Raw genomic sequence first — 15,585 nt, forward strand, 5'->3', positions numbered from 1 at the left:
TCCTTTCACTATCTGGCTAAAAAACCTACCAACAGCCTCACTTACAGTTAATGCTAGCCAAGAGGCACCCAAACTGCAAACTATGATATGATCTGTGACAGAAAAAACAGTAAAATAATGCGATGAAACGACCCCTTTGTAATCACTGCCACTTTCCGCTACAAACATGTGTTTGCCAGTACCTGTGTAGCGCCATCCACAATCGCTGTAAGATACTGGTATTACAACATCCCAGTGAAGCCAAAGTCGCCAAAAACACCGCTCGACTGCTTTCTTTGCAACTGACCAATGTCGAAGTCGTCCGCGGAGAGTCAGCGGCCGACTTTACCGCTACCCGATCACAACTACAGTCGGGCGCCTGTGCTTTACTGTACCCGTCTGACAAGGCGCTCACACTCAGCGAAAATGGGCATCAGGACACCTTGCCCAAAATAGAGACGCTGGTGGTACTGGATGGTACCTGGAAAAAGGTGCACAAAATGCTGATGCTCAACCCCTGGCTGATGACACTACCTCATGTCTCTTTCGCGCACCTCCCAGAGAATCAGTACCATATACGTAAAGCTGAGCAGGCCTTCAGCCTATCTACGCTTGAAGCAACCGCTCACTTTTTACACCTCTATGAGCAAATTTCACCCGCCCCCTTATATCAGGCGCTGGCAGGTATGATCGAACAACAAACGAGGCAGATGCCTGAGCATGTAAAATTAAGGTACTTACGTGACGAATAATCGATCGAATAATCGATTAAAACGGCAGTTTTTTCGTGACGGGCCGGATTATCGCTTTGGCGACCAGGCAAGCTTTGATGAAATTAAAAGTACTTTTGGTTTTAAGACCATTACCTTAGGTGCCTGGGTCAACAAACAGGAACAGCATATCGCAGCCAACTTACTCTACGATGCACTGGCTGATCTCACCCAGATCCTGTCATTGCCTCCTTTTTCGATTGGCCTGAGAGGCACCTTAAACCTCGCTTTTGGTAGTGGCGGACAAGCTGGCGTGCAGGCCCATTACGACAGCAGCAAACGCACGCTGGCACTGGCAAAAAATGCAGGTGGAGGGGCACTGGCGCACGAGTGGTGGCATGCATTTGATCATTACATCGCCAAACACATGTTCAGCACGGCGGGTGCACACGACTTTGCATCAGCGCTGTGGCTTACTCAGACACCCAGGCTGACCCACCCGCTTAATCAACGGCTTGATAAACTCTTTCGCCTTTTGCTGCTCGATAGCAGCACCCTTGAACCAAGTGACTATTTTAAACGTGCCGCATTGTTAGATAAGGCGCGCGGCATTCAGTATTACGCACGACCACAGGAACTCACCGCACGCGCCTTTGAGTGGGTCATCGCCAGTCACCCTCAGATCCGCAACGCCTTTTTGGTAGATGATGTACTCGGCTCAGAGCTGCAACGTCAGGGCGGCTTTCCCGACTCTTCGATTGCAGCGGCAACACTTAGCACAACAACTAATTACTTTCAGATGCTAGGTGCTGCGTTATATCGTCAAGCGCAATAAACTGCACTAACCAGTCCCGATACTGGTCAAATGGCAACGGTCGGGAGATATAATAACCCTGACCAATATCACAACCAAAAGCTTGTAACATCTGATAGCTGTGCACACTTTCAACCCCTTCAGCAACCACCATAGAACCGAGGTTGTGTGCCATATCACAAGTGGCCTTACAAATCGTCTGATTGGTCGCTGAACTGGCAATATTCATTACAAAACTTTTATCAATTTTTATCTCATCAACACCCAGCTGACTGAGATAGGCCAGCGATGAATATCCGGTGCCAAAATCGTCGATGGCCATTTTTACACCTAAGCGTTTAAAACCATCAATGATCTCGTTCAGATCCATTTCATTGGCCAGAGTAACAGACTCTGTGATCTCCAACATCAATTGTGAAGGAATCAAATTCAATTGACTGATCAAGGTGATCAATTGCACCGCCAGTTCTTTTCGGCCAATGTCTTTGCCAGACACATTCAGCGACAAAATGTGCTGCGGATAAATATGGCACAACTCCGCCTGCGCAGATAACGCCTGTTCGACAACCCAATCGGTGATTTCAGGTATCATGCCAGACGCTTCAGCGATGGGGATAAACTCATCCGGCGGGATCACACCTAACTCGGGGTGGTGCCAGCGCAGCAGCACCTCAGCACCGAACACTTCTCCTTGTTGCAACTTCACCTGGGGTTGAAAATACAAAGTAAACTGGTTTTGTGATACCGCGTACTTCAGCGATGACGCGACTTTGATCCGCCGCTCTAATGACAGTGAGTCATTGTGATCGAACAAATGCCACTTCTGAGTGCCAAGTGGACGCGCCGATATTGCCTGCAAAGCACGCTGCATCAATGCTTCTGTGGTTTGTGCATGGATGGGGTTACTGGCTACACCGATTTCGAGCTGATCCACCAGCAACTCACCTTTAAAGTTTATTCCTTCTTCAAAAATCGACGCCAACAGGCAGGCATATTGCTCTACCTGACTTAGCTCCAGCTTACCACGCAATACAATGGCAAACAGAATATCGTCCAGCTGGTAAATTTGGGTTTTACTGTTTGGCTCTGCAGCAATCGTCACCCGGCCATAGGTATCCAGCTGTAGTTGAACCTTTTTTAGCAATAATTTCAACTGCATAGCTGCATAATCCCAGCCCATATTCAGCCTGATTACGCTCAATACTTTGGGCCGAAACATTATCAGGGTGTGGTGTTGATGGGTGCTTTGCAGGCCGTCTAAGGCTTTTTGTAACATGTGCCTGTTAGGCAGTCCGGTTTCTTTGTCATGGTTCGCATACTGAAGTAGCAGCAACTTTTTCTGTCTTTCGTGCCAGTAGACATAATAGGCCAGCAGCAAAATATGCCCCGTCAATAAAGTATGATTAAGCACATAATAGTGTGAACTGGCAAGCACGCCTAACTGTCCCAGCATCAAGATCACCAGCAATACTAACACTGGTGCAAAGGCCAGCGTCAGTAATCGAGCTTCTAACTGATACTGCGGAGGCTGCATACACAGTACATAAGCGATATAAGCTGTCACCACTAAGCTGGCTATAACCTGAAACAACAGCTGGTAGCTGGCATGCAACGGAGCACTGAAACACACAACCAGCAATAAGGCCCATAGTAGTCGCCATAAATAGTGCTGATGTTGCTCATTTAGCCGTTTTTGAACTGCAAAAAAATGAAAGAAACACAAAATACATGCCAGTGACAGCAGGAAAAACTGGCTGCTATATGTCGCCAGAGCCCCACTCACCACAGCAGGAAGTAACAACACATTTACTCCGCTCTCCGCCCCGCTGAGAAAAGCCACCAGCAGTACATAGCCCGCAATCGCCAGTAAACCCGGCCTGAGTTGAGTCACAGCCATCATAAGCAGAAAAAATGCAACGAAGTAGATACAGCCTGCTTCAACCCCAAATAAAAAGACCTTGATGCTAAACAGCTGCACAAAATCGGATTCATGGCTTGCACTTATTGTGAGCCATTGGGGGTAGGTCCCCTGAGCCTGAATGTAAAGCCGCGCACTTTGATCATCTCTAGGTACTTTAATATGTGGCAATACAGCCTGGGCAGGTGAAACGAGCTCTTTGGTAGGTGCAACCAGTGTATATTGAATTAACTTATCAGCGCGCTCCAGATAGAACTTAAGCACGCCCTGGAAGGGCTGAGTATAGATCACTTGCTCTTGTTGAACGTTTGGGGGAATGTCGACTCGCACCCAGGTTGCAACCCCACGCTGCAACTTGATGTGCTCGCTTGCCTCTGTCATTTGCGTCGCCATCTGGCGGATCTCAGCCAGATTCAGCTGATTTGTTGCATCATTATACGTCTTCAGAGAAATTGCGGTCTGATCGCCAGTGCGAGCAGGGCTTTCCAAAAGCAAGCCTGTCATCATAACCAACAGTACCGCCAACACACGTATCACGCCTGACCACATCCCAACCTCCTTGAGCAAGTGGTATAGTTCGATCAATCAGTGGGCGAGTTACAACAGTGCCCTGTTTTACTGGTTTCAGGGAATTGCCAACACCAAAGCGAACATGTTCAATGATGCACGTTACGATGTAGCTTGAATGTTAAGTATGGAAGCTGAAGTTTGAATTGCCAGTATCAAGTTAAAAAATCCTCAATTTTGCTGGCAAGTGAAAGGAAGCACGGCGTAGTCAGGCACGCACATTTTTGATGCATGCCTGACCGTCTGTTAAGTTCAATATACGCTTTCTATCAGCGATTATCGTCGCTTATCCGACTTGCAATGGCGCTGTTCTGCCCTTTGTATTTGGCATCTTTTCGCATATTGTAAGGCGCATCAGCCGGGCTACTTAACGTCTCAAAGCTCAACGCGCCAATTTTCATTTTTGGTCTCAGCGCCAACGGCAATTTACCTGAATTATAGAATTCCAGAACAATATTTCCCGACCAACCCGGATCAATGCGATGCGCGGTCACATGGACCATCAGTCCAAGTCTGGCCAATGAAGAGCGGCCATCCAGCCAGCCAACCAGATCAGCAGGCAAAGTCACAGATTCATAGGTCATAGCCAATGCTAACTCACCCGGGTGTAGAAAAAAGGCCTGGCCATCCTCGAGCACAATTTCGTCACTCATTATGGATTCCATCGCCGCATTAATTTGGTCCTTGGGTCCACTCAAATCAACGTAAGGTGCAGCATGGTCCTGAAACACCCGGAATTTATTACCCAGACGCAGGTCAACGGTCACCCCTGAGATCATCTCATCGGCCGGCGATGGCGCGATTTGGATATGTTGATTTTTTATTGCTTCTTTTATGTCTCTGTCGGAGAGTCTCATTACTTAGTCATCCGTTATTAGAATTTCGACCCCTTGAGTCGATTGTGATTGTAAATACAGCATACTGCTCACCAACTGCGCACAGTAAATATAATGATCTTTTATCGCCAGTGATTGGGTGGTGATATTGGCTCCTTGCTCCGAGTTTTCCCGGATCCCGCTATCAAGTGGGATCTCTGCAAGTAAGGGTACACCATGACGTGCAGCCAGTTTGGCCCCCCCTTCACTGCCAAATATCGCGTTTCTACCATCGCAATGCTGACATGAAAAGTAGCTCATATTTTCGACCAGGCCAATAATGGGCAAATTGACTTTATTAAACATCGCAATCCCCTTTTGCGCATCGGCCAGGGCCAGGTCCTGAGGCGTTGTCACGACAATTGCGCCACTGGCAGGTACTTTTTGCGTCATTGTCAGTTGAATGTCCCCCGTTCCTGGCGGCATATCCACTATCAGGTAATCCAGCTCGCCCCAGGCAGTCTCGTTCAACAACTGAGTTAACGCTTGTGACGCCATTGGACCACGCCACACGGTCGCATCATCCTCTGCAACCAAAAAGCCGATGGACATAGCCCGGATACCATCTTTCTCGAACGGCTTTAAGGTCTTTTCGTCAAGTGCCTCTGGCTGCTGTCCAGTCAATCCCAATAACGAAGGAATAGAGGGCCCATAGATGTCGGCATCCAGAATCCCAACCTGTGCGCCCTGAGATGCCAACCCCGCAGCCAGATTAACCGCCGTGGTTGATTTGCCAACACCGCCTTTGCCCGAGGCAACCAAAACAATGTGTTTGATTTGCTTAAACTGTGCCGCACCGGCCACCTCTGTGTGGCATGTAACATGAATGTCTGTGTTCAAAGAATCGCTCAGGTGTGAAGTCAATACCTCCCCCTGTCCGGAGGCTGCAAAGGGTAAGGTCAATGACACTTGCCAGCACGCCCCCTGCGCTTTACCGGCAGATATTTCCGCTATCCACTGCGCATCAACCCCCATCGGGAAAATCGCGCTACGGTAATGTTGCAGGTGAGTTTTAATCTGTTCTTTGATGGGGTCCTTCCTGGTAAATAGTTTTTCAATACCAAACATACAAATAAAACGCCTTGAGGTGATGAAATGGGCGCAGGAATTATGTAACATTCACCTCATTAAAACCAGTCAAATTCGCGTCTGCCGGGATTTTCCCGGCCGTTCTGGTCAGTCTTTTAGCAATCGCAGACGTACTGACCGGGCCGAAGTTTTTGTTCTCTGTGTAGATAAGCACCAAGCCGGTGCCAATCGTCAGATCTGCAGAGCCAAACTGAGCCGCTCTATTTTCATGGAATAACTATGACAAAGAGAAAAATTCTCATAACGAGTGCACTGCCGTACGCCAACGGACCGACTCACCTGGGTCACCTGCTGGAATACATTCAAACTGATATCTGGGCACGCTTCCAGAAGCAACAAGGCCATGAAGCCTATTATGTATGCGCCGATGATGCACACGGCACACCGATTATGCTGAATGCGCAAAAGCAAGGCATAACACCTGAGGAAATGGTTCAGCAAGTCAGTATTGAAAGACAGCGCGATTTTGCCGATTTCAATATTGAATTTGATAACTACCATAGCACGCACAGCGATGAAAACCGTGAGCTGAGTGAATTAATCTATACACGCTTGAACGACAAAGGTCATATCAAGAAGCGCACCATCTCTCAGCTGTTTGACCCTGAGAAAAGTATTTTTCTGCCCGATCGCTTTGTTACCGGTACCTGTCCAACTTGTAAAGCAGAAGACCAAAATGGCGACAGCTGCGATGCCTGTGGTGCAACATATAGCCCAACTGAACTGATTGACCCCAAGTCTGTGATGTCGGGTGCAACGCCGATTTTGAAAGATTCTGAACACTTTTTCTTCGACCTGCCGGCATTTGAAGACATGCTGAAAACCTGGTTGCACTCTGGCAGTTTGCAGGCCGAAATGGCTAACAAGCTGGATGAGTGGTTTGCTGATGGTTTACAACAATGGGACATTAGCCGTGATGCGCCCTACTTTGGCTTTGAAATCCCGGGTGCGCCAGGTAAATACTTCTATGTCTGGTTGGATGCCCCCATCGGCTATATGGCCAGCTTTAAAAATCTCTGTGACAAGCAGGACCTGAACTTTGATGAGTTCTGGGCCGAAGGGTCTGATGCCGAGCTATATCATTTCATTGGTAAAGACATCATCTACTTCCACAGTCTGTTCTGGCCAGCCATGCTTGACGGCGCTAATTTCCGTAAGCCAAACAACGTCTTTGCTCATGGCTTTGTTACCGTAAATGGTGCAAAAATGTCTAAGTCCAAGGGGACTTTCGTCAAGGCACGTACCTACTTAGAGCACTTAGATCCTGAGTATTTACGTTACTACTATGCCGCTAAACTAAACAGCGGAGTAACCGACCTGGATCTGAACCTGGAAGACTTTGCACAACGTGTTAACTCAGACCTGGTCGGCAAGGTTGTCAACATCGCCAGCCGCTGTGCGGGCTTCATTACCAAAAAATTTAGCGGCAAGCTGAGCAGTACGGTGATGGATGAAACGCTACTGAATAGCTTTGTGGCTGCCAAAGATAGTATCGCCGGTCACTATGAAAACCGCGAATACAGTCGCGCTGTACGTGAGATCATGACACTTGCCGACAAAGCCAACCAGTTTATCGACGCCGAAGCGCCGTGGGTATTGGCTAAAAATGAAGACACCTTAGAGCGCGCCCATCAAGTGTGTTCAATGGGCCTGAACCTGTTCCGCGCTTTGCTGACTTACCTTAAGCCTATTCTGCCCGGCATGGCGGCCAATGTTGAAGCCTTTTTGAATACTGAACTCAGCTGGGATAATCTGGCAACCCCGCTTGTTGACCACGAAATCAACAAGTTTAAGGCGCTGATGCAACGTGTTGAACTGGATAAAGTCAATGCCATGATTGATGCGTCTAAAGAAAGTCTGGAGAAAAAAGTGGGTGGTCAAAGCGCTCAGCCAGCCGCAGACAGCCCACTGGCCAAAGAGCCCATTGCTGATGAAATCGAATTCGATGATTTTGCTAAAGTTGACTTACGCGTGGCTAAAATTGCCAATGCCGAACACGTAGAAGGCGCAGATAAGCTACTGAAGCTGACGCTGGACTTGGGGGGCGAAACCCGCCAGGTATTCGCAGGCATTAAATCGGCCTATGCACCGGAAGATTTGATAGGCAAACTGACCGTGATGGTTGCTAACCTGAAGCCTCGTAAGATGCGCTTTGGCATGTCGGAAGGCATGGTCCTGGCTGCGGGCCCTGGCGGCAAGGAAATTTACATCCTTAATCCGGATGACGGTTCACAGCCTGGCATGCGTGTCATGTAATCTGCGCGGCTATTAAGCTGGAATGACAAACGGGCCACAGGGCCCGTTTTTGTTTTGGTCAAGCTGTTTGAGTATATATTTCGTTAATGCTCAGAGCGTTAGTCTATGGGTCATAATGAACTTATGCTCGTCCCTATCAACGACGCAAAACCCATGTGACTCATATAATTTCACCAGATGTGCTTCACAGCAAAGAGACAGTGCAGGCCAGTTCACGTTTTTCGCCTTGGCAATCGCAAACTCAACTAAAGCCGTTGCAATGCCTTTTCCACGCTGCTCTGCCGGCACATAAACACCATCCAGCCAGTACTGGTAGTCTGAGTGTTTAGGGAAGATTTGGTGCTTAATTTCACCCGCACCGACCAACTCATCGTTAATGTAGGCGGCAAACCCCGTGCGGGCATCAAACGACGAGATTTTGTCAATCACGCTTTGTAATGTCGCATTTGGGTCTGTACTGTCCCACTGTTGGTAATACCAATTTGCGATGACTTCTAGGTCCGGGTCGCTGCTCGTTAATTCTAATACTTTCACTTGAGCTGTCCTTTATTATTGCTCTCTTGATGTCCAATTTAAGCTTAAAGCCTTCAGAGCACTGGCATAATACCAATTTCACTTAATACCTGTTCAATTTGACGGAGCAAATGACGCTAACGGCGTTGAAAATTTCTCATTTAGAACCTTTACCTTAGGTATGAGTTCGCAAAATTTGTGTATAAGAGACAGGGATGCAGGTGCCTTAGCGATAGCAGGACGCGGGAGCGGTGTTATCGACCCTATTTTCTCGCCTCAAAATAGAACACTTAATTAAGCAAATTGGTATAACATGCACGCATTTAAGCCTATTCCGCTGCCTTGTATACCCGTATGCTAACAACTGGGTGGGCCAAATAGTACAGCAATTTAGCCCATGATGCTTTTAAAAACGAATGACATTTATCACTGCATATGAGCCTTATTTAGGCACGACTTTGTTCCTCAACGTCTTCGCCTTTGGGGGCGGTATATGGGACCTTAATAGTCACTTCAATGCCTTCCCCCGGGGTTGAGCTCGCGGAGATCTCCCCTTTGAGCAGCTGCGTCACCAGGTTGTACACTATATGCATGCCCAGACCACAGCCCCCCTGACTTCTTTTGGTGGTAACAAAAGGATCAAACAGGGTTTTAAGACCTTCTTTTGACATGCCTACCCCATCATCGCGATATGTCAGCAACCAGTGCGCCTGAGCCATATACGTTGACACTTCGACCTTGCCTTGCGGGTGCTTTTCAAAGCCATGGATCATTGAATTATTAAACAGGTTGGTCATGATCTGGTAGATGGCGCCCGGGTAGGTGTTTACCAGCATGTCATCGTCCCCTGTGATGGACAAGCTGATCTCCTTGCCTTTGCTGAGCGGCAATAGAGAACTGAAAACATCGGCAATATAGTCTTTCACATTGATATCCCGCTCTACCTCACTGGACTGATCTACGGCAACCTGCTTAAAGTTGCTGATCAGCATTTGAGCCCGGTCCAGATTACGTAAAATAAGTCGGTAACCCTCTTCTTGCTCCGCGTTTGAGCGCTCTAAATCCGCCTGGCGCAGTTGCTTTTGCTGCAACTTTTCGTTGATATTGTGTAAACATTCCTGATTATATGTCAGCGCCGTAATGGCCACGCCCAGTGGCGTATTAATCTCATGTGCTATCCCGGCTACCACATTGCCCAACGACGCCATTTTCTCGCTTTCAATCAATTCCTGTTGGGTTCGTTTAAGTTCCATCATGGCCTGTTCAAGCTTCTGGTTTTTCTTATATAACTCATCCGTACGCATCGCCACTTTGATTTCAAGTTGCTCATTGAGCGATTGCAGCGCATTTTGATGTGCTTTTAATTCTGCAATGTCTTTTAATGCACCCACAATTCGTTGTGGCTGGCCATGGTGGTCACGACTCACGACCTTGCCGCGCTCAAGGACCCAACTCCATTGATCTTTTAACGTCTTGACCCGCATGGCGATTTCATAGGTATCCTGCTCACCTTCAAGACATGATTCAATTTTCTCTTCCCAGGCGATACAATCTTTTGGGTGCACAAACTGGTCAATGTCTTCAACGGTCATGGTGGTTTGGTTTCTACCATAGTCAATGCGAGGCTTTACGCAATAACGATAGACCCTCTTGTCTTCCAGATGCCAGTCCCATAATTCGTCACCGCTGGCCCATAGGCTCAATTCGAGACGCTGCTGCAGCTCGTTCATCACCCGATTGTCATTCACCACCTGACGGTAACGTGCCTGACGTTGCCTGAGCCACAATGCAAAACTCAATGTTAACGCCACAACATAGAATGTTTTTGAATACCAATCCCACCACCACGGGGCCTTAATTTGAATGGTAAAACGATGCACCGGTGACTTTTGGTTAAAGCGATTCACAGTGTAAGTTTGCACCTGATAGTTACCAGGCTCTAATTTCAGAAGGTTGATCTGTCTGACACCATCGGCCAGCTTCAACCATTGATCACTTAACCCGACAATACGATAAAAAAAGTTCAAACGCTCTGAGCCGTAGTCCAGACTGGAGTAATGTAAAGAGACAATATCCTGATTATGAGTGAGTACCAGTTTTTCGGTCAATTCCGGCGCCAGTGTCAGCTCGCTGCTAACCTCAGGATGCAAGACTTCACCCAGTAATTCGATATTAGAAATAAGTAGCGGCCGGATCCCAAAAGCAATCCGGATTTGCTCCGGATAAAACTGATTAAACCCTTTGGCTCCGCCGATAAACACCCGACCATCCGGTGCCAGCCAGGCGGCATTGTAGTTAAACTCATTATCCTGCACACCGTCTACCACCAGGAAGTTGTCAATATTATGATCGTGAATATTAACCCGGCTCAGGCCACCGCTGGTGCCAAGCCAGACGTGCTCCTGTTGATCAAACACCATGGCCCAGATAGCTTCATTGGCCAAGCCATCCGCTACTTTCAATACCTTTTCAACCTCAAACTGCTGATTAATAATGCTCACACCAGACTCGCTGGCAACCCACACAGCGCCAAGTGAATCACGGGACAACATAAATACAATATCCGACGCCAGGCCATTATTGGTGGTGAGTGATTTGATATTCTGACCATCATAATGATATAAGCCGTCACCCACACTTCCAAAGTAGAAACCATCGCCATCCACCAGCACAGACGACACATGGTTAGGCACTAATACAGATGGTGCAAAGAAAGGCAAAAGTTGCTTTTGAGCTTCGTCGTAATAAAGCAAACCCAAAGTACGGGAACTAAGTAAAACCAGTTGTTTAAACACAGTGATATCATTGAAACTCAGCTCCGGCCCGTTGCCAAAATCAGGTGTAAAGTAAGTGACTTCGCCGCTGACCAGATTGAGCCTGGCCACCCCCGCACCACGTGATGTCATCCAGGCAAGATCGCCCACAATCTGCACCTTCGTAATAAAACTATTGGCAAAACGCGCAAGCTGAGGATAGACCTGCTCCACTTTGACAAACCTTTGCTGCTCAAAAATATAGCCGCCATTGGAGGTCGCGACCCATAGCCGGTCTGATGCATCCAGCGCAAAACTGCGCACGTCGGCATTCGTTATCGGGGCATGCGGGTAGTTATATTCTCCAACGTGACCAAAGGTTTCGCTCAACTGACTGATAAAGTGCAGCCCCCGGGTCTCAGTGCCAATCCACAGATCGCTGTTACTATCGCGAAATACCGAGAGAATGCTGCTGTCCTGTAAACCGGATTTATTGTTGCCTCGTTTGTACCAGCGTTTTTTAATTTCGCCTTTCATATTGAGTAAATAAACGCCATGACTGGTTGCAACAAATAACTCTCCCGCCGATGCAAACACTGAATGCAACACCAGGTTAGCGTCTGGCGTAATTGTGCTATGCCATAACGCGCGTTCAAACAGCGTATCGTAGGCGGTGAGCTGATTATCTTTGCCGATCAAAAAGGCACGCTCACCACTGACCGTTAAAGACTTAAAGTCACCAGCTAACAGCAATGTCGTGAGCCCGGTTTGGCGATTATTAACAACCAATCCCTGGTCGGATAAGTAATAGACCAGATTTTTATACACAGTCACGTAGCGTATAAAGTCGCCTTCCAGTACGAGCTCCTGCGGCTCTAAAGTGCCTTTGTCTATTACGTAATAATAACCATCCTCGGTCGTCACCGAGATAGCCGCGCCCTGGCAGCCAATGGACTGTACCCTGTCGGATGGGATCAAAGGGCTAAAATCACTCAGAAAGCTCTGAAAGCGGCCCGTTACCGTGTGATAGACACTGAGCCCGGTGCTGGTGCCAATCCATAACGATTCACCGCTATGGCATAAGGCCGTGATAAATGCACCAGCCAATGAAAAAGGGTCTTGCTGACGGCTGATAAACTGTTTAAAAGAATGGCCGTCAAAACGGTTAAGACCCGCCTGGGTCCCAATCCAGATGTATCCGAGCTGATCTTCTTCAATCGCAGTAATGCTGACCTGACTCAGGCCAGATTCGTAGTCATAATGACGCATCACCTGAGCGGTATCCGAAAATACAGGGACAGCCGACAAGTTTGCAGAGAAAAGCCAGAGCATCACTATGACCAGGATGCTGAGCTTAGTATTTTTTTTGTGCTGCTGATACAACCCGTTCACCTTATGCGCAGGCTCTTTGTTGTAACTATAGCAAAACTTTACAATTCAGTTGGGATGTCGATGTTCTGGCTAACAGGAAGTATCATCATGCTCCGATAACGCAAACTCAGTCACGTCACCATCCCCCCGCAGCAGCCGATAACGACTTAAGCGCCCTTGCTCCAACTCTACCAGGCTGATCGCGGACGCACTTACCAGGTAGCGCTTTTTGGGGCTGTCACTGTGATGCTTACGTACCGACAGTTGCCAACGTTTAGTCAACAGGTTAAACGGACTCCAGGGTGCAAACAACCAGGTATCAAGCTTTTCCAGAATCTGCAACAACCGCTTGGGAAATTCATTTTTAATCCCTGATGAGGTCAGCTGCCAGATACGGTTGTCATGTCGGCCAAACCGCGCCGCCACCGAGAAACAAAACGAGTAGTGTACGTCACCCGACAGTATAATAGTCTCTGAAGGGGTATCTTCACGTTTGAAAATGTCGATCAGTTTTTTCGCGGCGCCCTCGTGAGCCATCCAGTTTTCAACGTCAACCACTAAAGGTTGGCCACAGGCATTGAATACTGCCTGTATGGTTTCTATCGCCTTAACGCCAAACACCGGTGCCGGGCTAACCAGTAATACACTTTCCTGATCCAGCATTTGCTCTTGCAATTCCATTAGGGTTTCCCAGTCCATGAGCCCGCTCGGCTCATTAAAGTCTTGCTCATTGCGCCAACGGTGTGTACGCGTATCCAGTACCACCACTTTAGGCTGTGTTTCCAGGCAGTAGTGCCACTGGGTAAAGCGGTGTAAAGCTTTGTCAAAGCTGGTGAGCGCCCATTTATTGTGCGCAGTGAGGCTTTGTGTGAACCCGTCTATCAGCTTACCGGTTGCAGCCAGCGCATCATTTCCCATGCCCTGAAACAACCAGTAGCTGATCAGCCCGTTGGCGATGATCCGACGGCTCGCCGGCGAATTGGCAATATTTTGCTCCCAACGCGCAGTCAGATTCCAGTCATCGGTTACATCATGATCATCAAACATCATCAGGGTAGACACATTGGCAAATAATCGCTGTACGGCCGGCAACGTGTCTATAAACCCCTCCAGAGCCCGTTTATCGGCGGCAAATTCCAGAGATTGAGCATGGTTCAGTGAATGTCCATGCAGCTGTGGTAAATCAACTAAGTTCCATGCCTGATAACTGAAATTAAGCACATAGCAGGCAATAAATTCCTCCAGCGTAACCAGGTGGTTACCAGCCTTCACACTGGAGAAGTGTACCTCGTCTTTTTTAAGCCAGTGACCCATAGTCCATTTGCTAAGCGCTTGCCAGGGTGTTTTTGGCAACCAATGATGGCGTTGATAGAGCTGCTGCTGCAGCGACTCAGGCAAAGCCAGTGACACATTGTCCTCGGGATAGATTTCAAGTAGCGTGATCAACTTATGGGCAGCCATCAGCATAGGACCCGCCACATCATCCGCATATATTTGGTCTCCGGACATGAGCAATAAGGCTGGTCGTTTGGCACTATCGTGCAAGGTGTGGCTCAGATAATCGTCTGCGCTTGCCAGGCTATCCCGGCTGTGATGATGCGGATTACGACAGGAGCCATGGAGTACACTGTGTAGGGTATCGGGGATCATTAATTGAGGCGACGCAGTGTAGCTGAGCTCACTTAAGTCCAGCCATTGCCCGTCCGCCTTTACGCGATAGCTTAAATTGGTATCGCACGCAAACCGGCCTGTTTTTGGCGTGACCAATACAAAGCACAGATACAGATAAGTCCCCAGGCGTATTTCACTGAGCTGAGATACCACCTCTGTGCCTTCAACTTCTATCTCAATATCGGGGGCCGCCGTGGTGACAAACTGCAGGCAAAATTGCGTGGGCTCTGCCCGGCGCACCATAGGGCCGAGCAACACATAGGGTAAATCGGTCCTGTTAACTGGCATTACCACGCTGAGCAAGGCCAAACAAACGGTAGAAATTTTCCGTTGTGGCGCAAGCTAACTCCTTGTAACTAATCCCTTTTAAATCCGCAATAAAATAAGCAACATCCTGTACGTAGGCAGGTTGATTGGTTTTACCACGATGCGGTACCGGTGCCAGATACGGCGAGTCCGTTTCAATCAGTAGTCTGTCGAGAGGTAAACGTTTTACGACATCTTGCAGCTCAACAGCATTCTTAAAGGTCACAATCCCGGAAATAGAGATATAAAATCCCATATCAATGGCTTGCTTAGCCATTTCCCAGTTTTCGGTGAAACAATGCAAAACACCGCCACACTGCTGCGCGTTATGCGCACGCATGATATCCAGGGTGTCCTGCCTGGCGTCGCGGGTATGGATGATCAGTGGCTTGCTCAGCTCATTGGCAATATCAATGTGCTCTGCGAAACTGTCTCTTTGCACCTGGTGGGTGTCTTTTGAATAGTAGTAATCCAGGCCCGTTTCGCCGATTGCCACCACCTTAGGATGTTGCGCCAGCTCTCTGAGCAATGCCGGGTCCAATGCATCGTCCTGGTTAAGCGGGTGGACGCCGCAAGATGCAGACACATCGTCAAAGGGTAAAATCTTTTCCAGCATGGCTGGAAATTGCGCCAGGGTCACGCTCACACACAAAAAGTGCTCCACCTGTTTGGCTCGGGCATCGGTCAGGATCTCGGGCAGGTCTTTGCCTATTTTATCAAAGTCCAGCCTGTCCAGGTGGCAATGAGAATCTACAATCATAAC

At 48.3% G+C, this 15,585-nt stretch carries 10 protein-coding genes; 3 read left to right on the plus strand and 7 right to left on the minus strand.

Annotated features, from left to right (window positions below; genetic code table 11):
- Positions 1–122 precede the first annotated feature (122 nt).
- The gene (locus tag MHN33_RS00695) at positions 123–731 is read left to right on the plus strand and encodes a tRNA-uridine aminocarboxypropyltransferase (protein ID WP_239393244.1); all 609 of its coding nucleotides are present in this window, start codon (positions 123–125) and stop codon (positions 729–731) included.
- Positions 721–1,524 (plus strand): CLCA_X family protein, encoded by an 804-nt coding sequence (locus tag MHN33_RS23975; RefSeq protein ID WP_239393245.1) that lies wholly within the window; start codon positions 721–723, stop codon positions 1,522–1,524. The genes MHN33_RS00695 and MHN33_RS23975 overlap by 11 nt, the downstream gene beginning before the upstream one ends.
- Here the strand turns inward: MHN33_RS23975 and MHN33_RS00705 are convergent.
- From MHN33_RS00705 to MHN33_RS00715, 3 genes are all read right to left on the minus strand, one after another.
- A complete protein-coding gene (locus MHN33_RS00705; RefSeq protein WP_239393246.1) occupies positions 1,475–3,970 on the minus strand; it encodes a bifunctional diguanylate cyclase/phosphodiesterase in 2,496 nt (831 codons plus the stop codon). The genes MHN33_RS23975 and MHN33_RS00705 overlap by 50 nt on opposite strands.
- Positions 3,971–4,257: 287 nt before the next feature.
- Entirely contained in the window at positions 4,258–4,845 is a 588-nt protein-coding gene (gene dcd / locus MHN33_RS00710) for a dCTP deaminase (protein ID WP_239393247.1), read from the minus strand.
- A 3-nt stretch (positions 4,846–4,848) separates the two neighbouring features.
- Positions 4,849–5,931, minus strand: a complete 1,083-nt coding sequence (locus tag MHN33_RS00715; protein ID WP_239393248.1) for an Mrp/NBP35 family ATP-binding protein — start codon at positions 5,929–5,931, stop codon at positions 4,849–4,851.
- A gap of 240 nt (positions 5,932–6,171) precedes the next feature.
- Between MHN33_RS00715 and metG the strand changes: the two genes are divergently transcribed.
- A complete protein-coding gene (gene metG, locus MHN33_RS00720) occupies positions 6,172–8,208 on the plus strand; it encodes a methionine--tRNA ligase (protein ID WP_239393249.1) in 2,037 nt (678 codons plus the stop codon).
- Positions 8,209–8,298: 90 nt separating this feature from the next.
- On the opposite strand, the gene MHN33_RS00725 is transcribed toward metG, so the two are convergent.
- The 4 genes from MHN33_RS00725 to MHN33_RS00740 all read right to left on the minus strand — a co-directional run bounded on the left by MHN33_RS00725 (position 8,299) and on the right by MHN33_RS00740 (position 15,582).
- Entirely contained in the window at positions 8,299–8,742 is a 444-nt protein-coding gene (locus MHN33_RS00725; RefSeq protein WP_239393250.1) for a GNAT family N-acetyltransferase, read from the minus strand.
- A gap of 425 nt (positions 8,743–9,167) precedes the next feature.
- Positions 9,168–12,857 (minus strand): two-component regulator propeller domain-containing protein, encoded by a 3,690-nt coding sequence (locus MHN33_RS00730; protein WP_239393251.1) that lies wholly within the window; start codon positions 12,855–12,857, stop codon positions 9,168–9,170.
- Between the two features lie 78 nt (positions 12,858–12,935).
- Positions 12,936–14,804, minus strand: a complete 1,869-nt coding sequence (locus MHN33_RS00735; protein ID WP_239393252.1) for an alkaline phosphatase D family protein — start codon at positions 14,802–14,804, stop codon at positions 12,936–12,938.
- Positions 14,794–15,582: a YchF/TatD family DNA exonuclease gene (locus MHN33_RS00740; RefSeq protein WP_239393253.1), complete on the minus strand. Its 789-nt coding sequence runs from the start codon at positions 15,580–15,582 to the stop codon at positions 14,794–14,796. Before MHN33_RS00740 ends, MHN33_RS00735 begins: the two co-directional genes overlap by 11 nt.
- Between the last annotated feature and the right edge of the window lie 3 nt (positions 15,583–15,585).

The sequence above is a fragment of the Pseudoalteromonas sp. OOF1S-7 genome, assembly GCF_022347765.1.
Taxonomy (GTDB): Bacteria; Pseudomonadota; Gammaproteobacteria; order Enterobacterales; family Alteromonadaceae; genus Pseudoalteromonas.

Excerpts from the sequence above, each read along its gene's own strand:
- dcd (WP_239393247.1), bottom strand. The coding sequence starts at position 4,845 with ATGAGACTCTCCGACAGAGACATAAAAGAAGCAATAAAAAATCAACAT.
- MHN33_RS00705 (WP_239393246.1), bottom strand. The coding sequence starts at position 3,970 with ATGTGGTCAGGCGTGATACGTGTGTTGGCGGTACTGTTGGTTATGATG.
- MHN33_RS00740 (WP_239393253.1), bottom strand. The coding sequence starts at position 15,582 with ATGATTGTAGATTCTCATTGCCACCTGGACAGGCTGGACTTTGATAAA.
- MHN33_RS00735 (WP_239393252.1), bottom strand. The coding sequence starts at position 14,804 with ATGCCAGTTAACAGGACCGATTTACCCTATGTGTTGCTCGGCCCTATG.
- MHN33_RS00715 (WP_239393248.1), bottom strand. The coding sequence starts at position 5,931 with ATGTTTGGTATTGAAAAACTATTTACCAGGAAGGACCCCATCAAAGAA.
- MHN33_RS00695 (WP_239393244.1), top strand. The coding sequence starts at position 123 with ATGAAACGACCCCTTTGTAATCACTGCCACTTTCCGCTACAAACATGT.
- metG (WP_239393249.1), top strand. The coding sequence starts at position 6,172 with ATGACAAAGAGAAAAATTCTCATAACGAGTGCACTGCCGTACGCCAAC.